This window comes from Mesorhizobium sp. ISC15 (genome assembly GCF_037162615.1).
Classification (GTDB): domain Bacteria; phylum Pseudomonadota; class Alphaproteobacteria; order Rhizobiales; family Rhizobiaceae; genus Mesorhizobium; species Mesorhizobium mediterraneum.
Window position 1 is genome coordinate 3,696,243 of sequence record NZ_JAVSPX010000001.1, and the last position, 21,975, is coordinate 3,718,217.

The following is a 21,975-nucleotide window of genomic DNA, read 5'->3' on the forward strand; positions in this document are numbered from 1 at the left end:
GCCGCCCTTCATCTGGCCCCCGCCTACCACATCATGAAGGAAGCGACGTCCGCGTCGGAGACCTTGCCTGCCATCACGTCGGCGATCGCCTGGTCGACGATGGCCACGCCCTCAGCCACCTCGTGCTCGGTCAGCGTCAGCGGCGGCATGAATTCGAGCACATTGGCCTTCAGCCCGACATAGGTGAAGGCCGCACCCAGTTCGTAGCCGCGATAGATGATCTTGGCCGTCGTCGTCGCCGCGACCGGCTCGCGTGTCTTGCGGTCCTTGACCAGATCGACACCGACGGCAAGGCCACGCCCGCGCACGTCGCCGATGATCTCGTGTTTTGCGCCGAGCGCCCGCAGCGAATCTGTAAACAGCGTGCCGACGCGCGCCGAGCGCTCGACCAGGCCTACGCTGTCGATCGTTTTCAGCACGGCGTTGCCGGCGGACGCCGCCACCGGGTTGCCGGCGGTGGTCTGCAGCGCGAAGGCTGGCGCATGGTCCATGATCTCCTTCGGGCCGACAACGGCCGAAAGCGGCAGGCCGCCGCCGATACCCTTGCCGAACACGACCAGATCGGGCGTCAGTCCTTCGTGCTGGAAACAGTGCATCATGCCGCTGCGGGCCAGCCCGACCTTGACCTCGTCGACGACTATTCTGATGCCGTGCCTGCGGCAACGCTCTTGCAACGCTTTGAGGAAGCCGGGCGGCGGCACGATCAGCCCACCATCCGACATCAGTGGCTCGATGAATACGGCAGCCACCTGATGCGGCGGGCAGGTGGTCTCGAACTGGTAGTCGAGGAGAGCAAGAACAGCCTCGGCGCTGAACTGCGGCCGGTACGGATCGGGGTAGGGGAGCAAAAGCACCCCTGGCCTCGGCAGCGTGTGGGTCATGGCGGTATGGCCGCTGATGCCCATCGAGCCGGAGAGATTGCCGTGATAGGAGCCGATGAAGGAGATGAAGCGCGAGCGGCCTGTCGCGGCCTGCAGAACGCGCACGGCGCAGTCATTGGCGTCCGACCCGGAATGGCCGAACCAGACGCGCCGTTCGCCGTTGCCCGGTGTGATCGCCAGCAGCCGCTCGGCCAGCGAAACTGCTGGTTCGTTCGGGTAGAGCAGGAGACTGGCGCCCGCCATGTCGCGGATCGACGCTTCGACCGCGGCGACGATGGCCGGATGGCCGTAACCGAGGATTGCCGGACCGGCCGAGCCGGACAGGTCGAGCAGCGAGCGGCCGCCTTCCTCGATCAGCCGATTGCCCTGGCCGCCGACGACGCTCAGCGGCGAGAAACGCAGCTTGCCGATTTGGGCGATGGTTGCCGCGTCGCGCTCGCGCAGATTGCTCATGACGCCTTCTCCTTCTGCTGCGCGGGCAAGGCGGCGGCCAGACGGTTCGCCCACGCCTCGATGCCGGAGCGGCTCGACAACAGATCCTGCCGGATCTCTATGAGAACGGCGGGAATACCGCGATCGTCGCCATGGATGGGCACCGCGTAGTCGGCGTCGCGGCTGATCACGTAAGGCACGTTCGCCCCGACATTGAGCGCGCCGTCGACACCTAGGCCGGCGAGGATCGCTTCGCCGAAATCGCCGGCGCGATCGTAAAGCACGCCGGCATGCCAGGGCCTGGGAACCCCGAGGAAGACCGGCGTGAAGCTGTGGATCGTCGCGATCCGCGTCGGCCGGCCGTCCTTCGCCCGGCGGTCGAGATGAGCGGCCACCCGATCGTGGAAAGGCATGAACATGATTTCGGCGCGCCGGGCCTGCTCCGCCGGGTCGAGCCTGACATTGCCGGGAATGTCGGTATCTTCAGACAGGACAGGAATGCTGCCGCTCGTGCCCAGCGGCCGGTTGAGGTCGATCAGCAGCCGTGAATAGCCGCTGAGGAAGGCGGGCGCATCGAGCAGCACCGACAGACGGCGCGTCACTTCGGCGGCGCCGATGTCCCAGGCGATGTGGCGCTGCAGATGGCTGATATCGAGCCCGAGCTGTCCGTATTCCGCCGGAATGTGATTGGACGCATGCTCGCACAACAGCACGATATCGGAGCGTCCATTTTCTTTGAGCACGTCGACGGCAGCCGGCCACTCAGTTGCAAGCTGCGCAGCCATCAATAAAGCGTCCGGTAGAGGTCGCAGACAGCCACCGGATCGAGACCGGCAAGGCGCTCGGTCTCATGCCGCTTGAGGCCGACGAAGGTCTCGACGAAGACCGGTGCGAACCACCCGGTGACGGTGCTGTCGGCGGTGAGCGCATCGAGCGCCGCCGGCAGGGTTTCCGGCAGGCGTATGAGACCAAGCTTCTTGCGCTCCGCCTCACTCATCAGCGTCGGGTCGCCGGTGACCAATGGCGGCGTCGGCAGCTTGGCCTTCAGCCCTTCCAGTCCCGCGCGCACGATGGCCGCCAGCGACAGATAGGGATTGCCGGTGGCGTCGGCGGCCCGGTACTCGATATTGTATTGCCGCGCCGGATCGCGCCCGCCGATCGTCACCGTCGGGCAGATGCGTAAGGATGCCTCGCGGTCGCGATCGGCAAGCCAAGTGTAGGACGAGCTCCAGCTATGCGGCTTCAGCCGGTAGTAGGACGACACGCTCGCCGCCGTCATGGCGGTGATACCAGGCAGATGGCGCAGCACGCCGGCACAGAAGGCACCGGCCTGGCTGGAAAGACCGCCTGGTCGCGTCGGATCGTAGGTCGCCGGCTTGCCGGCGTCGTCGACGAAGCTGAAATGGATGTGGACGCCGTTGCCGACGGCATCGGGAGCGGGTTTGGGCGTGAAACTGGCGCGCCAGCCGGCATTGCGTGCAACTTCGCGGGTGATCTCGCGGATGGCGACAGCGCGGTCGGCTGCGGCAAGCGCATCAGCTGGCTCGTGTGTCACCTCGAATTGATCGATGCCGAACTCGGCGATGACCACTTCGGGCGCGACGCCGGCTTCTTCCAGCGCCGCCATCAAATTGGGAGCAAAGGGGTCGGCGCGGCGCAGCGCAGCGAACGACAAAGAATGACCTGGCGCGTAGCCGGCATCGGCGATGTGGAACTCATGCTCGAAGGCGGCGATGACGGAAAGCCCGGTTGCTGCCTTCAGCTCCGCCAGCGCATCGCTGAGCAGGGTTCGCGTGCAACCCACCCACGGGCTGCCGTCGAGTTCGACGATGTTGCCGGCGACCATGTCGAACGGCGTCGTCGATCCGGTCAGCGCTGTCCGAAAACGGGCGTTGAGATCAGGCACCAGCCGCACATCGCCAGACGAACCCCAGGGATTGGGATCGACGATGGAATTGAACGGCGTCAGCGACAGATTGGCCTGCAGCCAGCCGACGCCGGTGGCGGCGATCTTCTGCAGCTTGCTCTCGACGACCGAGCGGCCGCGCGTGATGGCGGAGAGATCGGTGGTGACGACGGCAACGAGCGGTTCGACTGTCGATGTCATGCAGCTTTTCCCAAGGCTTCGAAGCGCGCGGCGACGGTGGCGGTATCAGTGACCCAGCAATAGCCGCCAAACGCCTTGAGGGCACCATCATGGCGCTCCTGCGTGGCGGCCGCGCAGGCATCAGACACGCAGGTGACGAGGTAGCCGCGATCGGCGGCGTCGCGCACCGCCATGTCGACGCACTGGTCGGTCATGATGCCGGCAACGATCAGGTAACGCACGCCGAGGTTCTTCAAGACATAATCGATGTTGGTCGAGTTGAAGACGCCAGACGACGTCTTCGGCAGCATGATCTCGTCGCCGACCGGCGCCAGCGACGACACTGGCAGGCCTTCCGGCCGGCTGGGCGCGATATGGATCGGCGTCAGCTTGTGGTCGAGCGAGCAGTCGCGGCCGTCTTCCGTCAAGCTCTGGATGATGGTGTGGATCACCTCGACGCCATTGGCGCGGGCGGCCGCCAGCAGGCGTTCCTGGTTGGGGATCGTCTGCGACGCCGTCTGCCGGTAGAAATAGTGGTCAGGGCCGCGCTCCGGATGCGCCGGATCGGCGCCGGGCTCCAGCCAAACACGTTGCATGTCGACCAGAAGCAGCGCGGTTTCGCCGGCCCGGAAGGGCTCGTTTCGTTTTGGCAATGCCTGCGTCATGCTTTCTGGTCCTGCTTCACTGATTTGGATTGGACTGATTTAGGTTGGGCTGATTTGGGCCCGGGCATCCTGCGTGTCCCGGTTTCTTCGGGGCCGGCACTGTCGAGGGTCACGGCATTCGCATGCCGCACCTCCTCCAACTTTTCGATGCGTTCGCGGGCGCCATCGCTTAGCGTGGACACGATATGGGCGACCAGCGCCTCCATCTGCGCAATCGCCGGCGCCAGCGTGTCGTATGGGGAGGCGACTTCCAGCGGGCTGACGATGGTGACCTCGGCGAGATCGGCGATCGGCGACAGCCATTGATCGGTGAACAGCACGATGCGCACGTCGCGCGCCGCCGCCTGCCGGGTGTAGTCGATGACGTCGAACTGGTAGCGGCGATAATCGAAAACGACCAGCACGTCGCGGCGGCCAAGATCGGCCAGCGTGTCGAAGGCCTGTGCCGACAACGTGCCGAGGTCGCGCACACCCGGCCTGAATTGCAGCATGTAGCCGGCGAACATGCTGGCGATATGGCGGCTGAAACGGCCGCCGAGCATGACCGCCTCGCCCTTGGCTTCCATCAGCAAACGGGCGGCGCGCTCGTAACTCTGCAACGGCGTCAGGCTGACCGATTTCTCGAGCGCAGCACCGACCGAGCCGAGATAGGCGAGGATGGCGCTATCTTCCGCGCCTGTCGGCCGCTTGGCTTCCATCATAAGCAGGGGTGAATGCAGCCTGGCCTCGACTTCGGCCAGAAGCTTCGCCTGGAAGTCCGGAAAGCCATCATAGCCGAGCTTCACCACCAGCCTGACCACGGTCGGGTCGCTGACGCCGGCACGCCGGGCCAGTGACGAAGCGGTGCCGAGGCCGGAGGTCGGATAGTCGGTCAGAAGCAGCCGGACGATCTTTTCCTCCGACGGCGTCAGCGCAAAATCCCCGCGCATCAGAACATCGCGTATCGACATTGGCCTCCCCAAAATCGGTGTTGGGCTTACCTGCCTCGTTGTGTCGAATTTATTACAGAGATTTTAATTTCGGTCAACAATGAAGAGATATTGACATAACCGGACGACTGGTCTTAGCTTTGTCGGAAAGCAGCCAAGAGACTGTGGGGAACAGCCATGCGGACTGGAAGCGACGTCATCGTCGTCGGCGCGGGTATCGTTGGATCGAGCGCGACCTATCATCTGGCCGCGTCCGGTGTCGAGGTGACGCTTGTCGAGCAGACGCACCCCGCCGGCGGGCCGTCCGGCAAGTCCTCGGCGCTGCTGCATGCCTTCTATTTGATGCCGGAACTGTCGCAGCTTGCCATTCGTGGCCGCGAGATCCTTGTGTCCTTGCCGGAGATATCAGGCGAGGGCTCCTTCGTCACCGAGATCGGCATGATGTGGGTCTGCGGCAACGACAATGAAGCGAGCTGGAAGGCCGCCGCCGAACGCATTCGCGGCGAGGGCGCATTGATCGAGACGCTGTCGCCACAGGCCTTCGCCAATGCCGCGCCCGGCTTTGCGCTGAACAATGTGGCGCTGGCGCTATGGGAGCCCGAGTACGGCTATGCCGACGCCTTCGGCGCAACCAATGCAATTGCCCGCGCCGCCAAGGCACGCGGTGCCAGGATCATGCAGAACAGCCTCGTCGAACGGCTTGTGAAAGAGGGCGACCGCATCAGCGGCGTCGCGCTCGCCGATGGAACGGTGCTGAAGGCCGATGCCGTGGTGCTCGCCGCCGGGCCATGGACGCGCCGGCTGCTGGCGACGGTCGGCCTCGATCTGCCTCTGCATGTCGAGCGCCACCCGATGGCCGTGCTCGACGCCGCCGGCAAGGCGCGCCAGGTCATGCCTTTCGCTTGGTGCGACGACATCTCCTGTAACTATGCGCGGCCCGACAATGACGGCGTCATTCTTGCCGGCACCTGGGCCGGCGGCGGCACCGGCTTGCGTCATGAGCACGCAGGCCGTCCGCGTTTCGTCGATAACCCCGACGACTACATGGAAGGCGTCGAGGAATCAGAATCGGTCGAGATCCTCGAGACCTTCGCGACGCGCGTGCCGGCGATGGCCGATCTTGGCATCCGCCCCGGCTATGCCGGGCTTTACGACATGAGCCCCGACGACCTGCCGGTGATCGGCGCCATGCCTGGCATCGACGGACTTTTCGTTTCGGCCGGCTCCTCGGGCCACGGCTTCAAGACCGGCCCGGCGGTCGGCGAAGCGGTGGCAAGACTGGTCACCGAAGGCGCCCAGCCGATCCTGGCACCGTTTTCGCCCAGCCGCTTCAAGGCCGCCTGATGGCGTCGGCGGCGATGAGCGAGGGCAGGGCGCGGTCGTTGATGCCGGCCGCGTTTCGCAACGCCTCAGCCGATGCGCTTTGCATGGTGGCGGTGCTGCTGCTGGCGGGGCTCATTGTCTTCTTCTTCGGCGGCGCCGCCATGCAGCGCGTCGTCACCTATGCCGCGATCATGCTGACGGCGGTGCTCGGGCTGCAGATATTCTCCGGCAACAGCGGCATCGTCTCCTTCGGCCACGCCGCCTTTGTCGGTCTCGGCGCCTATGCCACCGGCATCCTGACCATGCCGGCGGCGCTGCAGCGCACCGCGTTGCGCGACCTGCCGCAGTTTCTCGCTGGCTATGAACTCTCCTTCTTCGCCGCGCTCGCCGTCGTGCTGATCCTTGCGATCGTCATCGGCCTGCTGACCGGCACGCCTCTGCTCAGGCTGTCCGGATCGAGCGCTTCCATCGCCACGCTCGCCATGCTGATCATCGTCTACACGCTACTGGTTGCCGGACGCGAGATCACCCGCGGCAGCCAGCCCTTTTACGGCGTGCCGCGCGAGGTCGGTCTGTGGACCGCTATCGGCGTCGCTTCGGTGGCGCTGGTCGTGGCGAGGCTGTTCCGCGAGACTGCCTTCGGCCTTGCCACCCGCGCCGCCGCCAATGACGAGCGCGGTGCCGCCGCCGTCGGCGTCGATCAGCGCACCTCGCGGCTGGCCGCTTGGGTGGTGGGCGCGGTCGCCGCCATGGCCGCGGGCGCCATGATGGCGCAGTTCCTTGGCGCCTTTTCGCCGCGCGACTTCTATTTCGACCTCGGCTTCACCTTGCTGGCCATGCTGATCGTCGGTGGCATGAGCTCCTCGCTCGGCGCCTTTGCCGGCGTCGTCGTCACCATCGTCGTTATCGAGGTGGTGCGTCGCTTCGAAGGCGGCGGCGAGGTGTTCGGCCTGCATCTGCCGGTGCTGTTCGGCCTGACCCAGGGCGTGCTCGCCATCGCCATGATCCTGGTCATCTGGCGGCGGCCGACTGGCCTGTTCGGCGAGCGCGAATTGAACCTTTTGCGCCGGCCCGCCCGCCAAGTCGCGACTATCCCGGCTGCGCCGCTGCTGCATGCCGAGCGCGACCGGCTCACCGCCGATCATCTGTCGCGGCGCTATGCCGGCGTCGTCGCCGTCGACGACGTCACGCTCGCCTTCGACACCGATAGCATCACCGGCATCATCGGCCCGAACGGCGCCGGCAAGACGACGCTGCTCAACATGCTGGCCGGCGACGTCGAGCCGAGCGCCGGCAGCGTGTCGATCGGCGGTTCGGTGAGGCGGGCCTCGGCTTTCCGCTTCGCCCGCTCCGGCGTTGCCCGCACTTTCCAGAACATCCGCGTCTTCCCGCAAATGACTGTACTGGAAAATGTCGTGGTCGCCGCCCGCTCGGTCGAGCCCGATCTTGCCAGTGCCGAGGCGGCGGCAATGCGCGAGCTTTCCCGCATGGGCCTGGAGAAATTTGCCGATCAGCCCGCCGCCGGGCTCGCCTATGGCCAGCGCCGCCGGCTGGAGGTGGCGCGGGCGCTGGCGCTGAAACCGCGCTTCCTGCTGCTCGACGAGCCCGCCGCCGGCATGAACGCGGTCGAAACTGGCGAGCTGGTTTCCATCCTCTCGGCCGTCCGCACCGAGCGGCGCATCGGTGTCGTCCTGATCGAGCACGACATGCGGCTGGTGATGAACCTGTGCGAACGCATCGTCGTCATCGACCATGGCCGGGTCATCGCCGACGGCACGCCCGCCGAAGTGCAAAAGAACCCTGCCGTCATCGCCGCCTATCTCGGCAGCCGCACCGCCCGCGCCAAGACGGGACAAGAAACGCCCGCCAACGAAACACCTGCAAGTGAAACCGCATAGCCAACGATAACAAATCCAGAAGGAGAACCGACATGCCAAAGCTTTATCGCCTTCAACGCGCCGCCCTCTATGCAGCGGTGTTCGGCACGACCGTCGCCATCGTTTCCACGGCTTCCGCCGAGGAGATCATCATTGGCGCCGCGACCGCGCAGACCGGCGGCCTTGCTCCCTACGACCAGCCGGCACTTGCCGGTCTGCGCATGGCGCTCGACGAACTCAACGCCAAGGGCGGTCTCGCAGGCAAATACACCGTCAAGCTAATCATCAAGGACACCCGCTCCGACACGGCGCAGACCGCCACCGTCGCGCAGGAACTGATCGACGCCGGCGCCAAGATCATGATCACGCCGTGTGACGCCGACCCCTCGATCTCGGCCGGCCAGCTCACCCAGCCGCTCGGCATTCCGACATTGACGCTGTGCGGCTCCGCCCCGGTGCTCACCGCCGCGGTCGGCGACGTCATGTTCGGCACCTATCCGGCCGACAATGTGCAGGCGACCGCAGTCGCCGACTTCGCCGTCGCCGAAGGCAAGAAGAAGGTCTTTCTCTTGACGTCGCCGGATTCCACCTACACCGCCAACCTGCCCGAATATTTCGGCAAGGTGTTTGAAAAGAAGGGCGGCGCTGTCGTCGGCCGCGGTACTTTCACCATGGGCCAGCCGGACTTTTCTGCCGAGATCACCAACATCAAGAGCCTCGCCGACCAGCCGGACCTGATCATGACGGCCGCCTACGAGCCTGATTTCCCGGCCTTCATCCAGCAATTGCGCGGCGCCGGCGTCACCATTCCGGTCTATGGCGCCGATGCCATCGGCACACCGACCATCAAGGGATTGGGCAAGCTGGTCGACGGCGTCGTCTACACGGCGGCCGGCTATGCCGAGCCGGGCAGCAAGCTGGAGGCCTTCAACGCCGCCTTCGCCAAATATGCCGGCCACGCGCCGGAATCGACGTATGAGGTGAATGGCTACGAGATCGGGCTGATCCTCGACCAGGCGGTCAAGACGGCCGGCTCCGATGATCCCAAGGCGATCCGCGATGCCATCGCCGGCCTCAAGGACTTTGACGGCATCACCGGCAAGATCACCTATGCCGGCACCGACCGCATGCCGCTGAGGCCTGTGGCGCTGATGCGCTATGAGAGCGGCGAGGGCAAGCACATCCAGACCATGATCCCCGACGCCGCCGACGTGCCGGCGCCGTGACATCATGCTGAGCGTCGAAGCCCTGAAAATACGCTACGGCGAGGTCGAGGCGGTGCGCCGCGTCGATCTTGCCGTCGACAGTGGCGAGATCATCGCGCTGGTCGGCGCCAATGGCGCCGGCAAGAGCTCGACGCTCGGCGCCATCGCCGGGCTGGTGCCTGTCGTATCGGGGAAAGTGATCTTCGACGGCGTCGACATCACCGGCCTGGCGCCGGAGGCGATCGCCCGCAAGGGTGTGTCGCTGGTGCCGGAAGGCCGGCGCATCTTCGCTGGCCTGACCGTGGCCGACAATCTGCGTCTCGGCGGCGCGATGCACCTGCCGGCGGTGGAGGCGAGGGCGCGCGAAGAGGAGATGCTCGAGCTGTTTCCGATCCTGCGGCGCTACCATCGCGTCAAGGGCGGCAATCTCTCCGGCGGCGAGCAGCAGATGCTGGCCATCGCCCGCGCATTGATGGGCAAACCGCGCATGGTGCTGCTCGATGAGCCGTCGCTTGGCCTTGCCCCGCAGCTGATCGACACCGTCTTCGACCTGATCGCCGAATTGCGCCGCAACGGCCTGACCATCCTTCTGGTCGAGCAGAACGTGGCGCTGGCGCTGGAGATCGCCGACCGCGCCATCGTGCTCGCCAATGGCGAGGTGGTGCTGTCGGGCACCGCGAAGGAGCTCGCCACCTCGGACCTTGTCCGCCAAGCCTATCTCGGAGCCTGAACCATGATCGCGCAGCAGATCATCAATGCGGTGAGCCTCGGCGGCGTCTATGCGCTGCTGGCACTGGGGCTGGCGATCGTCTTTTCCATCGTCGGCCTGATCAACTTCGCCCATGGCGAGCTGATGACACTGTCGGGCTATGCCTTGCTTGCCGCGCTGGTTTTCGGTCTGCCGTTTCCGGCGGCGGTGCTCGTCGCCGTGTCCTGCGGCGCGCTCGCGGCAGTTGCCATGGAACGCGTCGCCTTCCGGCCGATGCGCGGCGCCAGCGTCACCAGCCTGCTTCTGACCAGCTTCGCCGTTTCGAGCCTGCTGAAGGTCGTCTTCCAGAACGGCATCTCGGCCCGGCCGCAGGCCGTCGCCATGCCCAGCTGGATGACCGGCGCCTTCTCGTTCGGCGATTTCACCATCGGCGTCGGCCCGAGCATCTCCATCGTCGTCTCGGCATTGGCCCTGATTGCGCTGGAACTCTTCCTGCGCCGCACCGTGACCGGCACGGCGATGCGCGCCGCGGCCGAGGATTTCAATGTCGTCCGGCTGATGGGCATCCCGGCCAGCCGCATCATCGCCACCGCCTTCCTGCTCTCCGGCCTGCTGGCCGGGCTGGCGGCGATGCTGTGGGTGGCGCAGCGCGCTTCCGTCGATCCGCTGATGGGGTTCACCCCGGTGCTGAAGGCCTTCATCGCCGCGGTCGTCGGTGGGCTGGGCAGCCTGCCGGGCGCGGTCGCCGGCGGCTTCCTGCTCGGCATCATCGAAGTGCTGCTGCAGGCGACGCTGCCGGCAGCGGTCGCACCTTATCGCGACGCCATCGTGCTCTCCGGCGTCATCGCCGTGCTGCTGGTGCGGCCGCAAGGCCTGATCCCGGCGGTTCGCGTGCAGAGAAGCTAGTTCCTTAGTGCAAAAGTTCTGAAAGGTCGGATAGTGCTTACGTTGGCAGATCGCAAGCCTTGGAGATTGGCTGAAAACACCCATCGCTTCGTCATCCTGGGGCGGAGCAAGGAGCGAAGCGACGCGGCGCAGACCCCAGGATCCATGCCGCGACTTCAGAGCGCTGCTACGGTGCAGAATTCTGCTCCGCGGCGCCCTTCGGCCAAGATTACGGCATGGATCCCAGGGTCTCCGCGACGGAGCTCCGCTCCTGCTTCGCCCAGGGATGACGAAGTTGGAGAAGCCTCGGCCAATCCCGAACGTTGGAGATGGCCAGCACGGCAGCGACTGTCAAGATCACTCATGTCGAGGAACTAGCCCCATAATGTACACCAAGCCCGAATTCGCGCCGCTCTCGCAGGACGACGTCTTCGGCCTGATCGAGGCGGCGGCCTTCGCCACGGTGGTGACGTCAGGGCCGGAGGGACTCGTCGCCTCGCATCTGCCTATCGTGCTCGACCGAAAGCGGGGAGCGAACGGCACGCTGGTGTCGCATCTGGCCCGGCAGAACCCGCACAGCGCGTTGATTGCGGAGGGCCGGGAGACGATCGCAATCTTCCACGGGCCGCATGGCTATATCTCGCCGTCCTGGTATCCGCGCAACCCGGTGCGCGACAGCGCGCCGACCTGGAACTTCGCCGTCGTCCATTGCCACGGCCGGCCGGCGCCACTCGACGATCACGCCACCGCCCGGCACCTCTTGCGGCTTGTCGACGTGCTGGAAAAGGGCCGCGCCGACCGCTGGCGCATGCGCGAGCTCGGGCCGGGCGGCATGGAGCGGCGCATACGGCACATCCTTGGCTTCGACCTGCCGATCGAACGGCTCGAGGCCAAGTTCAAGATGGGGCAGGACGAGCGGCTCTACGACACCAATGCCGCGATCGGCACGCTGGAGCGGAGCGATCCGGCACTGGCGACGATGATGAAGGCGCACAACGCGCATCGCAAGGACTGACCGTCGCAGCAATGCGGGCAAGGACAAAAATGATCCCCAATCTCAACATCGTCCCTTTCGTCAGCGTCGACCACATGATGAAGCTGGTGCTGAAGATCGGGGTCGAGCGTTTCCTCACCGAGCTCGCCTTCTACATCGAGGATGATTTCCGCCGCTGGGAGGCCTTCGACAAGTCGCCGCGCGTCGCCTCCCACAGCGCCGAGGGCGTCATCGAGCTGATGCCGACCAGCGACGGCGAGGTCTACGGCTTCAAATATGTCAACGGCCACCCCAAGAACATGCGCGAGGGCCGCCAGACCGTGACCGCCTTCGGGATGCTGGCCGACGTCCACAATGGCTACCCCGTGCTGCTGTCGGAAATGACCATCCTGACCGCGCTGCGCACCGCGGCGATGTCGGCGCTCGCGGCCAAGCATCTGGCGCCACCCGGCGCTGACTGCATGGCGCTGATCGGCAATGGCGCCCAGGCGGAATTCCAGGCCCTGGCCTTCAAGGCCTTGCTGGGTGTGCGCAAGCTGCGCTTCTTCGACATCGACCGCTCGGCGACGGAAAAGTGCATCCGCAATCTCGCTGGTTTTGGCTTCGAAATGGTCGCCTGCCGCTCTACCGAAGAGGCCGTCGAAGGGGCTGAGATCATCACTACCGTCACCGCCGACAAGCAGTACGCCACCATCCTCACCGACAACATGGTCGGCTCGGGCGTGCACATCAATGCGGTTGGCGGCGATTGTCCAGGGAAGACTGAACTGCATCGCGATATCCTGCTGCGCTCCGACATCTTCGTCGAGTACCCGCCGCAGACCCGCATCGAGGGCGAGATCCAGCAGCTTGCTCCGGACCATCCCGTGACCGAGCTGTGGCAGGTCATCACCGGCGTCGTACAAGGCCGGCGCGACCCGGCCCAGATCACGCTGTTCGATTCGGTCGGCTTCGCCATCGAGGATTTCTCGGCGCTGCGCTATGTCAGGGACCAGCTGCGATTAACCGGCCTCTACCAGGAACTCGACATGCTGGCCGACCCGGACGAGCCACGCGACCTGTTCGGCATGCTGCTAAGAGCGGCAGTGGTGGCGAAGGCGGGTTAGGCGGCGGTGTAGCGCCGGCAGGCAGTACCCCTAGCGACAGGGGTGACAGCAGCAGCCGAATAGCGTATATTGACATAAAGATGTCTTTATGTGACTTAGGCGCGACTGTCGCCCCGAGGACGAAATATGTCGCAAAACCCATCATCGTTGGATGATTTATTCGGCCCCGTCGCGGCCAAGCCCGACGGTTCGGAAGTGCTTGCAGCACTGACGGCGGCGGCGCGCGAACGCATCCTCATCCTCGACGGCGCCATGGGCACGCAGATCCAGGGCCTCGGCTTCGACGAGAACCACTTCCGTGGCGACAAATTCGCGGAGTGCGCATGCCATCAGCAGGGCAACAACGATCTGCTGATCCTGACGCAGCCCCAAGCGATCGAGAAGATTCACTATCAATACGCCATATCAGGCGCGGATATCCTCGAGACCAACACCTTCTCCTCGACCGCCATCGCCCAGGCGGATTACGGCATGGAGGACGCGGTCTATGCGCTGAACCGCGACGGTGCACGGCTGGTACGCAGGGCCGCGGTGCGGGCGCAGCAGGAAGACGGCAAGCGTCGCTTCGTCGCCGGTGCGCTGGGACCGACCAACCGCACCGCCTCGATGTCGCCGGATGTCAACAATCCCGGCTACCGCGCCGTGACCTTCGACGAATTGCGCCTCGCCTATGGCGAGCAGCTGCGCGGTCTCATCGACGGCGGCGCCGACATCATCCTGATCGAGACCATTTTTGATACGCTGAACGCCAAGGCGGCGATCTTCGCCTGCAACGAGATTTTCATCGAGAAGGACGTGCATCTGCCGGTCATGATCTCCGGCACGATCACCGACCTGTCCGGCCGCACGCTGTCCGGCCAGACGCCGACGGCTTTCTGGCATTCGGTCCGTCACGCCAACCCGTTCACGATAGGCCTCAATTGCGCGCTGGGCGCCAAAGCCATGCGCGCCCATCTGGACGAAATATCAGGCGTCGCCGACACCTTTGTCTGTGCCTATCCCAATGCCGGCCTGCCCAATGAATTCGGCCGTTATGACGAGAGCCCGGAATTCATGGCCGCGCAGATCGAGGATTTCGCGCGCGACGGATTGGTCAACATCGTCGGCGGCTGTTGCGGCTCGACGCCGGACCACATCCGCGCCATCGCACAGGCGGTGAAGAAATACCCGCCGCGCGCTGTTCCCGTCATCGAACCGAAGATGCGCCTGTCGGGGCTCGAGCCGTTCACGCTGACCGACGAAATTCCGTTCGTCAATGTCGGCGAGCGCACCAATGTCACGGGCTCGGCCAAGTTCAGGAAGCTGATCACGGCCGGCGACTATGCCGCCGCGCTCGACGTCGCGCGCGACCAAGTCGCCAACGGCGCGCAGATCATCGACATCAACATGGACGAAGGGCTGATCGATTCGAAGAGGGCGATGGTCGAATATCTCAACCTGATCGCCGCCGAGCCTGACATAGCCCGCGTTCCCGTGATGATCGACAGTTCCAAATGGGAGATCATCGAAGCCGGCCTGAAATGCGTGCAAGGCAAGCCGCTGGTCAACTCCATTTCGATGAAGGAAGGCGAGGAGGCCTTTCTGCACCATGCGAAGCTCGTCCGCGCGTATGGCGCGGCGGTGGTCGTCATGGCTTTCGACGAGGACGGCCAGGCCGACACCCAGGCGCGCAAGGTCGAAATCTGCACCCGCGCCTACAAGCTCCTGACCGAGCAGGCGGGATTCCCGCCCGAGGACATCGTTTTCGATCCGAACATCTTTGCCATCGCCACCGGCATCGACGAGCACAACAATTACGGCGTCGACTTCATCGAAGCCGCACGGCAGATCACCGCGACGCTGCCGCATGTCCACATATCGGGCGGCGTGTCGAACCTCTCCTTCTCGTTCCGCGGCAATGAGCCGGTGCGCGAGGCCATGCATGCCGTGTTCCTCTACCACGCCATCCAGGCCGGCATGGACATGGGCATCGTCAACGCCGGGCAGCTTGCCGTCTACGACACCATCGATCCGGACCTGCGCGAAGCCTGCGAGGACGTCGTCAACAACCGTCAGCCGAAGGGCGGCGGCACGGCGACCGAACGCATGCTGGAACTCGCCGAGCGCTTCAAAGGCACGGCGGGCAAGGAGGCGCAGGAACGCGATCTCGCCTGGCGCGACTGGCCGGTCGAGCAGCGCATTTCGCACGCGCTGGTCAACGGCATCACCGAATTCATCGACGCGGACACGGACGAAGCGCGACTTGCCGCCGAGCGCCCGCTGCATGTCATCGAAGGTCCGCTGATGGCAGGAATGAATGTCGTCGGCGATCTGTTCGGCGCGGGAAAAATGTTCCTGCCGCAAGTGGTGAAGTCCGCCCGCGTCATGAAGCAGGCGGTGGCGGGCCTGCTGCCGCACATGGAGGCGGAGAAGTTGGCGAACGCCGCCAACGGCGTCGACACCGGCGAGCGCCAGACCGCCGGAAAGATCCTGATGGCGACAGTGAAGGGCGATGTCCACGACATCGGCAAGAACATCGTCGGCGTGGTTCTCGCCTGCAACAATTACGAGATCATCGACCTCGGCGTCATGGTGCCGGCGGCGAAGATCCTGCAGACGGCGCGCGAGCAACAGGTCGACATCATCGGCCTGTCCGGCCTGATCACGCCCTCGCTCGACGAGATGGCGCACATGGCCGCCGAGATGGAGCGCGAAGGCTTCGACATTCCGCTGTTGATCGGCGGCGCGACGACCAGCCGTGTGCACACGGCGGTAAAAATCCATCCGCGCTATGCCAGGGGCCAGACGGTCTACGTCACCGATGCCAGCCGCGCGGTCGGCGTGGTGTCGGCGCTGCTGTCGAACGAGACCAAGGGCGGCTATGTCGACAACGTCCGTGCCGAGTACAAAAAGGTTGCCGATGCGCACGCGCGCAGCGAAGCCGACAAGCAGCGCCTGCCGCTGGCCAAGGCGCGGGCCAACGCCCACAGGATCGACTGGTCGGCCTATAAGCCGCCGAAACCATCCTTCCTCGGCCTGAAAGTCTTCGAAGGCTGGGACCTGGCCGAGCTCGCGCGCTATATCGACTGGACGCCGTTCTTCCAGACCTGGGAGTTGAAGGGGCGCTATCCCAAAATCCTCGACGACGAGGCGCAAGGGCCGGCGGCGCGGCAATTATTCGAAGACGCCCAGGCGATGCTCAAGAAGATCATCGCGGAAAAATGGTTCGCGCCGAAGGGCGTGATCGGCTTCTGGCCGGCCAACGCCGTCGGCGACGACATCAGGCTGTTCACCGACGACGCGCGCTCGCAGGAGCTGGCGACCTTTTTCACGCTACGCCAGCAGCTGACCAAGCGCGACGGCAAGGCGAACGTCGCGCTGTCGGATTTCGTAGCACCCGCCGACAGCGGCAAGGCCGACTATCTCGGTGGCTTCATCGTCACCGCCGGCATCGAGGAAGTGGCGATCGCCGAGCGCTTCGAGCGAGCGAACGACGATTACTCGTCGATCATGGTCAAGGCGCTGGCCGACCGTTTCGCCGAAGCCTTCGCCGAGCGTATGCACGAGAAGGTGCGCAAGGATTTTTGGGCCTATGCGCCAGCCGAGAACCTGGCGCCGGACGAGCTGATCGGCGAACCCTATCGCGGTATCCGCCCGGCGCCCGGCTATCCGGCGCAGCCCGATCACACCGAGAAAGCGACGCTCTTCCGCCTGCTCGACGGCGAGCGCAATGCGGGCGTGAGCCTGACCGAGAGCTTTGCGATGTGGCCGGGCTCCTCGGTGTCCGGCATCTACCTGTCGCATCCCGAAAGCTATTATTTCGGCGTGGCCAAGGTCGAACGCGACCAGGTCGAGGACTATGCGCGGCGCAAGGCCATGCCACTAGCCGAGGTCGAGCGCTGGCTCGGGCCGATCCTCAACTATGTGCCGGCGCAGGGGCTGGATGCGGCCGCGTGAGCATAGTCGCAGACGGCCCTTGGGCTGGTTCGACGTCGAGACGCCAACCGGCATGTCGTTTGGATTCATGGCCAGGGCCGAGGATTGGACAGAAACCTCAGGGCTGCCGCTTAGAACGCTGACCGGCATCGATCTGTTGGAGGTAGCGCTTACCGGCTTCCCAGCCTAACAAGCGACCAGCGCAGCCTTGCGGCCTTTCGCCGTAGCAATGCTGCAACGAAGGTGCGCATGAAGATGGAGCTAGATCAGCGTGTGCGTGGTGTCCATTGATCGCATCGTCTTAGCTCCAGATGAACGCGAGGACGAAACCGGCAATAGCAATTGCCGAGATGACATTGGGCCATACGGCATCGTGGGCCGGTTTGGCTGGCTTGTACCTGTGCCCCGTGCGGGGCAGCAGGTCCGGATCGTAGCGCACGTGGCGCTTAAGATAGTATTTGATTGGCCGTTTCATCGCGGGCCTTGACCACCAGCGAGCTTAAGAGGAGGCGCTGTGCTGGCTGACCAAAAACTTGCGCTCAAGGCAACGGAATAGCATCATTCGAACGAACACTGTTCGTCATGACGAGTAGGGAAGTGAATGCGGTCGGCGCCGCTTTCAAAAAATCTAACCGCGCGTTCTGGCTTTCGGTTCTGGCGCGCTTTCCGACGGATTTTCAGTCAACTTTTCAGATCGCCGATCCCTTGCCAACAGGGACTTCTTTTTTCTCGCCGGCAGCTCATCACCCTCAGCGGTCGCGCGGCCATGCTTCGCGGCAATCGCATAGTCGGCTCTGTTCGTTCGATAGTCTTTTTTTGCACAGCTATCTCCCGATTCAGAAGATTAACGCGGCATAGCGCCAGGCAGTTCCGAAGGTCGCTAATGTACAGCGACAGCACGCTTCGCTCTGGGGCGGCCCAGCGGCTTGGTTAGGGGGTGAGGGCGCTGGGCCTGACCAGCGAGTCTTCGGGGCGCGCGCTCGACTGGCTGTTTAATATTTTAGCTAAATCTAATGTAATCGAAACATGCGAACGAAGTACGCGGCGGCAATGGTCGACGTTCGGTGAGGAGACCCGCGCTAGCCCTTCAGCCTCACGCCCGGCCCGCCTCGAAATTACAAGCACAATCAGCAAGTAGGCGGTTTCGCATATCACGACTAGACTTTTAAGGCGAAAATGCCTTATGATTTCAATATCTTACAAGATATTGCTCTTGCGTCAGCTTCGATTCTCCGCCATGCTTTCTGGCGAGGGAAGGGTCACATGGGTCGACGCGGCGGCGGACCAGACCTTGGCCGGGGTGGCATAGCTATGTCCAAGGTCGAGACCTAAAAGCTTGCCGGCGATTTCCAGGTCGTCTCACACCACCGGCTGCCGGTGCCACTTCCGGCTTGGCTTTGTGAGAGCCGCAACCTGGAGACTTGCAAATGAACTTCCACGTAAACGCTGCCGGCATCGACGCCGACTGGCAATTCGAACTAGGGGCATGGATCACACACCGCGACCAGCCCATGCCGTCGCTGGTGCTGTCTCGAGCGAAAGCCGGAAAGCTAGGAGATGTTTACGGCGTGCGCTCATTCGCAACCGTGGATCCGAATAGAGACAGGATGATATTGGGTAGCCTCAAGCCGATCGATGACGCGGCTTGGGCGGTTTGCTTGTTAACACCGAAATGGGCCGCCGAACTTGCGGCCTAGCTGGTGGGCGAAGCACCGGCAAACGACAAAACCCCGCTCCGACGGGAGTTTTTCATGTCGCCATGTTGCTATTCGCAGCCTCCGCTCATTACCAAGCCTTACAAATCAATGGCTTATGTTGCTGCCAATTCCAGCGCTAGCAACATGGTTTTTGGCGATTTAGGCAGCTAAGTGCTTGATTTTGTTTGGCTGGGGAACCTGGATTCGAACCAGGACTAACGGAGTCAGAGTCCGTGGGTCTACCGTTAACCTATTCCCCAGCAGGCGCGGTTGAAGAAAACCGCGCGGGCAGGGCGGCGATGGCGCCGCGCGTGCCTTGTAGCCGCCGCCGGAAAATAGTCAAGCCTGTGCCATGCTTCATTTGGGGCAATCGCGTCAGGTTTTTGATGCGTCCCTTACCCTTACACATTCCTCGACGAGACAGTGAAGCCACTGCATCGCTGCGTTCTTCGGCCACTGTAACGGCATGGATCCTAGGGTCTGCGCGACGTCGCTTCGCTCCTGCTTCGCCCTAGGATGACGAAAGGAGTGTAGTTTCGGCCAATCTCCAAGGTTGGAGATTTGCCATTAGCGTCAGCTTGGTTTGCGACCGGTGCTAATTTTCAACATTTGCGACTAGCCGTAAGCCAACACGCCTTCGTCATCCTAGGGCGGAGCAGGAGCGAAGCGACGTTGCGGAGACCCTAGGATCCATGCCGTTACCTCTGGGCGTCGCGGCGTTGAACAGCAGGGGGCCGCGCCTCACTCAGCGTTGCGGCCCTCTTCCCCATTCTTCGCGCATCACCGTCTGAAACGATTGCCCGGCATCTCACTTCCCACCCCGCCCGAGCTGCGAATGCTCGAAGTACAGCACCACGCTGAGCGCGATCACCAGCGGGATGATCAGGTAGAACAGCCGAAACACCAGGAGTGCGGCCAGCACGCCGACCGGGTCCATGTGCGACAGGCCGGCGAGGAAGACCACCTCGAACACGCCGAGCCCGCCCGGCGCATGCGAGATCTGCGCGATCGAGAACGACACCAGGAAGACGCCGAGCACGACGAAATAGCCGGGATTGCCTGATACGGGCAGGGCGAAGAAGATGATCGCCGCCGCTGCCAGAAGCTCGATCGGGCCGATCAGCAATTGCCGCGCGACGATCGGCAGGGCCGGATAATGAACCTGGAAGCTGCCGATCTTCAGTGGCCTGAGATGTAGCCAGCTGCCGAAGATGTAGGCCGCCACCAGCAGCAACATGGCGACGCCCGCGGCAATCGTCAGGCCATGGTGCGGCGCGCCGGAGAACCGGTCGATGATCTCCGGCTCGAAGACCAGCACGAGGCCGGAAACGAGGATCGTCGACAGCACGAAGGTGATCCAGCAGATCGCCACCAGGACGCCGACATCCTTTCCGGTCAGGCCCCTTGTGCCGTAGGCGCGGTAGCGGATCACGGCGCCTGAAAATACCGAGCCGCCGATATTGTGCGACAGCGCGTAGGTGGTGAAGGAGCACAGGGTGACGAACAGCCAAGAAACCTTCTTGCCGATATGCAGGAGCGCGATGTGGTCGTAGCCGGCCAGCGACGCATAGGCGATGACCGAGCTCAGCGCGGCGAGCACCCAGCCGCGGGCCGGGATGGCGACGATGCCGTCCCAGACATCGTCGAGCGAAATGCCGCGCAGCTCGTGCAGCAGCAGCCACAGCGAGAAGACGACCGCCGCAATGCCGACGACCGGCCAGAAATAGCGCCTCCAATTCATGACGTGACGATCATGCGTTGCAGCCCCGTTGCCCCTTTTTCGGTTCGCGTCGGGAAAACTGTCCGCGATTCCGAATGTTCCATCCCCGCCATTTCAGAAATGCCTTATCGAAGCCGGCTATTCAACCGGCAAGGCGCGCTGCGGCGGCCTCTTCTTCCCTTCTCCCCTTGTGAGGGCTTTGCACGGGGAGCGAAGTGGATTTCGGTGGTCAGTGAGGGCCTTTTTGAAGGCCGGCAGAGCGGTTTTCCGCGGCCCTTGCGGGGCCTTTGTCGGTTTAGGCAGCCATCCTGCCGGATTGTGGACGCACTCCTCCCTCATGTCCGCCTCTCATCGGGTGGATAGAGGACGCCAATCATGGTGCGCAGATTGTAAGCGCAGGCGGCCAGTATGCACTGCGTGCGGTTGGTGGCGAGGTTGAAGAAGCGCAGGCGTCGCATGCCGTAACGCTCCTTGAACACGGCGAAAGGCCGCTCCACTGCCGCCCGCACCTTGGCGATCAGCCGGTTGCGCAGCTTGTGGCGCGGCGGCAACTCGGGGTGATGCTTGTTGGGCCGCCGCATCAGCCGGTCCTTAATGTTGGCGGCGGCGAGCCGGGCATGGCGGGCGTGGGTGTAATAGGCTTGATCGCCATAGGCCGCCTTCTCGTCGCCGCAGATCAACTGGTCGGCCGGCTCGGTGTCGGTGACCGAGGCGTCGCTCGCCTCGACACGCCGGATCAAGGTGTGCTCCTGGTCGACGCCGATGTGCATCTTGTAGCCGAAGGTGCTCTTCTTGCCCTTCTTGCCCCAACGCGCATCCTTGTCGGCCGACGGCTTGACCGGACCTTGGTGGCCCTTTTTCGGCTGCTTGGGCGGACGGCCACGAGCCTGCAGGAACGTGGCATCGACCAAGGTGCCGCGCTTGACGATCAGGCCCTTCTCCTCCAGCTGACGGTTGATCTCCTCAAAGACCTTGTCGATCAGTCGCTCACGCGTCAGCTCCTCGCGGAAGCGCCACAGTGTCGAATGGTCGGGCGTGCGGTCCGAAAGGCTGAAACCGGCAAAGCGGCGGAACGACAATCGGTCCCGGATCTGCGCCTCAAGCGCCGGATCGCTCAGCCCATGCCACATGCCCAGCAAAAGACAGCGCACCAGCGGTTCCGCCGGATAGCTGGTGTTGCCCGAGCCAGGACCGCTGCGCTGACCCAGCAATGTTCGGATCGGCGCCCAGTCCAGTTCCTTCGATACTAGGTCGAAAATCGTCTCATCCGACGCCGCCAGACCGTCCGCCAGACTCAACTGACCCAAAACACGATCCGCCATCCCGAATCTCCCTGCTCCAACCTTCACCACAGAATCACCGTTCGGCTTCTGTGCAAAGGTCTCCTTGTGGGAGAAGGTGGATCGGCGCGTAGCCCCGAGACGGAAGAGGGGTGTTGCAAGAAACTCGGCGCTGATGCCAAGCTGGAACACCCCTCATCCGACCGAGGAGCCTGTCCTCGGGCTTGCCGGAGGCAAGACCCGTGGGCTCGGCCACCTTCTCCCACAAGGG

At 64.1% G+C, this 21,975-nt stretch carries 17 protein-coding genes and 1 tRNA gene; 10 read left to right on the forward strand and 8 right to left on the reverse strand.

The window, feature by feature from the left end; all coding sequences use genetic code 11:
* Positions 1–23 precede the first annotated feature (23 nt).
* Genes RPG13_RS17735 through RPG13_RS17755 form a run of 5 tightly spaced genes read right to left on the reverse strand, consistent with a single transcriptional unit; the run spans position 24 to position 5,014 of the window.
* Positions 24–1,334: an aspartate aminotransferase family protein gene (locus RPG13_RS17735; RefSeq protein ID WP_337125645.1), complete on the reverse strand. Its 1,311-nt coding sequence runs from the start codon at positions 1,332–1,334 to the stop codon at positions 24–26.
* Positions 1,331–2,098, reverse strand: a complete 768-nt coding sequence (locus RPG13_RS17740; protein ID WP_337125646.1) for an N-formylglutamate amidohydrolase — start codon at positions 2,096–2,098, stop codon at positions 1,331–1,333. Before RPG13_RS17740 ends, RPG13_RS17735 begins: the two co-directional genes overlap by 4 nt.
* A complete protein-coding gene (locus tag RPG13_RS17745) occupies positions 2,098–3,420 on the reverse strand; it encodes a glutamine synthetase (RefSeq protein WP_337125647.1) in 1,323 nt (440 codons plus the stop codon). Before RPG13_RS17745 ends, RPG13_RS17740 begins: the two co-directional genes overlap by 1 nt.
* Entirely contained in the window at positions 3,417–4,064 is a 648-nt protein-coding gene (locus RPG13_RS17750) for a cysteine hydrolase family protein (RefSeq protein WP_337125648.1), read from the reverse strand. Before RPG13_RS17750 ends, RPG13_RS17745 begins: the two co-directional genes overlap by 4 nt.
* Positions 4,061–5,014 carry a MurR/RpiR family transcriptional regulator gene (locus RPG13_RS17755; protein ID WP_126106946.1) on the reverse strand — a complete coding sequence of 318 codons (954 nt, stop codon included), beginning with the start codon at positions 5,012–5,014 and terminating at the stop codon, positions 4,061–4,063. The genes RPG13_RS17750 and RPG13_RS17755 overlap by 4 nt, the downstream gene beginning before the upstream one ends.
* A 156-nt stretch (positions 5,015–5,170) precedes the next feature.
* Between RPG13_RS17755 and RPG13_RS17760 the strand changes: the two genes are divergently transcribed.
* The 10 genes from RPG13_RS17760 (at position 5,171) to RPG13_RS17805 (ending at position 18,704) form a co-directional block, all read left to right on the forward strand.
* Positions 5,171–6,337, forward strand: coding sequence for an NAD(P)/FAD-dependent oxidoreductase (locus tag RPG13_RS17760; protein ID WP_095485713.1), 1,167 nt, complete (start codon positions 5,171–5,173; stop codon positions 6,335–6,337).
* Positions 6,337–8,214 carry a branched-chain amino acid ABC transporter ATP-binding protein/permease gene (locus tag RPG13_RS17765; protein ID WP_095485714.1) on the forward strand — a complete coding sequence of 626 codons (1,878 nt, stop codon included), beginning with the start codon at positions 6,337–6,339 and terminating at the stop codon, positions 8,212–8,214. The genes RPG13_RS17760 and RPG13_RS17765 overlap by 1 nt, the downstream gene beginning before the upstream one ends.
* Positions 8,215–8,246: 32 nt before the next feature.
* Positions 8,247–9,419 (forward strand): ABC transporter substrate-binding protein, encoded by a 1,173-nt coding sequence (locus tag RPG13_RS17770; RefSeq protein ID WP_128284954.1) that lies wholly within the window; start codon positions 8,247–8,249, stop codon positions 9,417–9,419.
* 4 nt (positions 9,420–9,423) lie between these two features.
* Positions 9,424–10,128: an ABC transporter ATP-binding protein gene (locus tag RPG13_RS17775; protein ID WP_128284955.1), complete on the forward strand. Its 705-nt coding sequence runs from the start codon at positions 9,424–9,426 to the stop codon at positions 10,126–10,128.
* A gap of 3 nt (positions 10,129–10,131) precedes the next feature.
* Positions 10,132–11,013 (forward strand): branched-chain amino acid ABC transporter permease, encoded by an 882-nt coding sequence (locus tag RPG13_RS17780; protein WP_095485717.1) that lies wholly within the window; start codon positions 10,132–10,134, stop codon positions 11,011–11,013.
* Positions 11,014–11,377: 364 nt separating this feature from the next.
* Complete coding sequence (locus tag RPG13_RS17785) at positions 11,378–12,007, forward strand: FMN-binding negative transcriptional regulator (RefSeq protein ID WP_337125649.1); 630 nt, start codon at positions 11,378–11,380, stop codon at positions 12,005–12,007.
* Positions 12,008–12,036: 29 nt separating this feature from the next.
* Positions 12,037–13,092 carry an ornithine cyclodeaminase gene (locus RPG13_RS17790; protein WP_337125650.1) on the forward strand — a complete coding sequence of 352 codons (1,056 nt, stop codon included), beginning with the start codon at positions 12,037–12,039 and terminating at the stop codon, positions 13,090–13,092.
* Positions 13,093–13,218: 126 nt separating this feature from the next.
* Positions 13,219–17,028 carry a methionine synthase gene (metH, locus tag RPG13_RS17795; RefSeq protein ID WP_292649828.1) on the forward strand — a complete coding sequence of 1,270 codons (3,810 nt, stop codon included), beginning with the start codon at positions 13,219–13,221 and terminating at the stop codon, positions 17,026–17,028.
* 19 nt (positions 17,029–17,047) lie between these two features.
* On the forward strand, positions 17,048–17,197 hold the full coding sequence (locus RPG13_RS17800; RefSeq protein ID WP_164897610.1) for an HK97 family phage prohead protease: 150 nt from the start codon (positions 17,048–17,050) through the stop codon (positions 17,195–17,197).
* 1,237 nt (positions 17,198–18,434) lie between these two features.
* Positions 18,435–18,704, forward strand: coding sequence for a hypothetical protein (locus tag RPG13_RS17805; RefSeq protein WP_337125651.1), 270 nt, complete (start codon positions 18,435–18,437; stop codon positions 18,702–18,704).
* 186 nt (positions 18,705–18,890) lie between these two features.
* Here RPG13_RS17805 and RPG13_RS17810 read toward each other — a convergent pair.
* From RPG13_RS17810 to RPG13_RS17820, 3 genes are all read right to left on the reverse strand, one after another.
* Positions 18,891–18,964, reverse strand: a tRNA-Gln gene (locus RPG13_RS17810).
* Positions 18,965–19,512: 548 nt separating this feature from the next.
* A complete protein-coding gene (locus RPG13_RS17815) occupies positions 19,513–20,445 on the reverse strand; it encodes a lysylphosphatidylglycerol synthase domain-containing protein (protein ID WP_337125652.1) in 933 nt (310 codons plus the stop codon).
* A 314-nt stretch (positions 20,446–20,759) separates the two neighbouring features.
* Entirely contained in the window at positions 20,760–21,746 is a 987-nt protein-coding gene (locus tag RPG13_RS17820; RefSeq protein WP_126103272.1) for an IS5 family transposase, read from the reverse strand.
* Positions 21,747–21,975 lie beyond the last annotated feature (229 nt).

Excerpts from the sequence above, each read along its gene's own strand:
- RPG13_RS17735 (WP_337125645.1), bottom strand. The coding sequence starts at position 1,334 with ATGAGCAATCTGCGCGAGCGCGACGCGGCAACCATCGCCCAAATCGGC.
- RPG13_RS17740 (WP_337125646.1), bottom strand. The coding sequence starts at position 2,098 with ATGGCTGCGCAGCTTGCAACTGAGTGGCCGGCTGCCGTCGACGTGCTC.
- RPG13_RS17745 (WP_337125647.1), bottom strand. The coding sequence starts at position 3,420 with ATGACATCGACAGTCGAACCGCTCGTTGCCGTCGTCACCACCGATCTC.
- RPG13_RS17750 (WP_337125648.1), bottom strand. The coding sequence starts at position 4,064 with ATGACGCAGGCATTGCCAAAACGAAACGAGCCCTTCCGGGCCGGCGAA.
- RPG13_RS17755 (WP_126106946.1), bottom strand. The coding sequence starts at position 5,014 with ATGTCGATACGCGATGTTCTGATGCGCGGGGATTTTGCGCTGACGCCG.
- RPG13_RS17760 (WP_095485713.1), top strand. The coding sequence starts at position 5,171 with ATGCGGACTGGAAGCGACGTCATCGTCGTCGGCGCGGGTATCGTTGGA.
- RPG13_RS17765 (WP_095485714.1), top strand. The coding sequence starts at position 6,337 with ATGGCGTCGGCGGCGATGAGCGAGGGCAGGGCGCGGTCGTTGATGCCG.
- RPG13_RS17770 (WP_128284954.1), top strand. The coding sequence starts at position 8,247 with ATGCCAAAGCTTTATCGCCTTCAACGCGCCGCCCTCTATGCAGCGGTG.
- RPG13_RS17775 (WP_128284955.1), top strand. The coding sequence starts at position 9,424 with ATGCTGAGCGTCGAAGCCCTGAAAATACGCTACGGCGAGGTCGAGGCG.
- RPG13_RS17780 (WP_095485717.1), top strand. The coding sequence starts at position 10,132 with ATGATCGCGCAGCAGATCATCAATGCGGTGAGCCTCGGCGGCGTCTAT.
- RPG13_RS17785 (WP_337125649.1), top strand. The coding sequence starts at position 11,378 with ATGTACACCAAGCCCGAATTCGCGCCGCTCTCGCAGGACGACGTCTTC.
- RPG13_RS17790 (WP_337125650.1), top strand. The coding sequence starts at position 12,037 with ATGATCCCCAATCTCAACATCGTCCCTTTCGTCAGCGTCGACCACATG.
- metH (WP_292649828.1), top strand. The coding sequence starts at position 13,219 with ATGTCGCAAAACCCATCATCGTTGGATGATTTATTCGGCCCCGTCGCG.
- RPG13_RS17805 (WP_337125651.1), top strand. The coding sequence starts at position 18,435 with ATGAACTTCCACGTAAACGCTGCCGGCATCGACGCCGACTGGCAATTC.
- RPG13_RS17815 (WP_337125652.1), bottom strand. The coding sequence starts at position 20,445 with ATGAATTGGAGGCGCTATTTCTGGCCGGTCGTCGGCATTGCGGCGGTC.
- RPG13_RS17820 (WP_126103272.1), bottom strand. The coding sequence starts at position 21,746 with ATGGCGGATCGTGTTTTGGGTCAGTTGAGTCTGGCGGACGGTCTGGCG.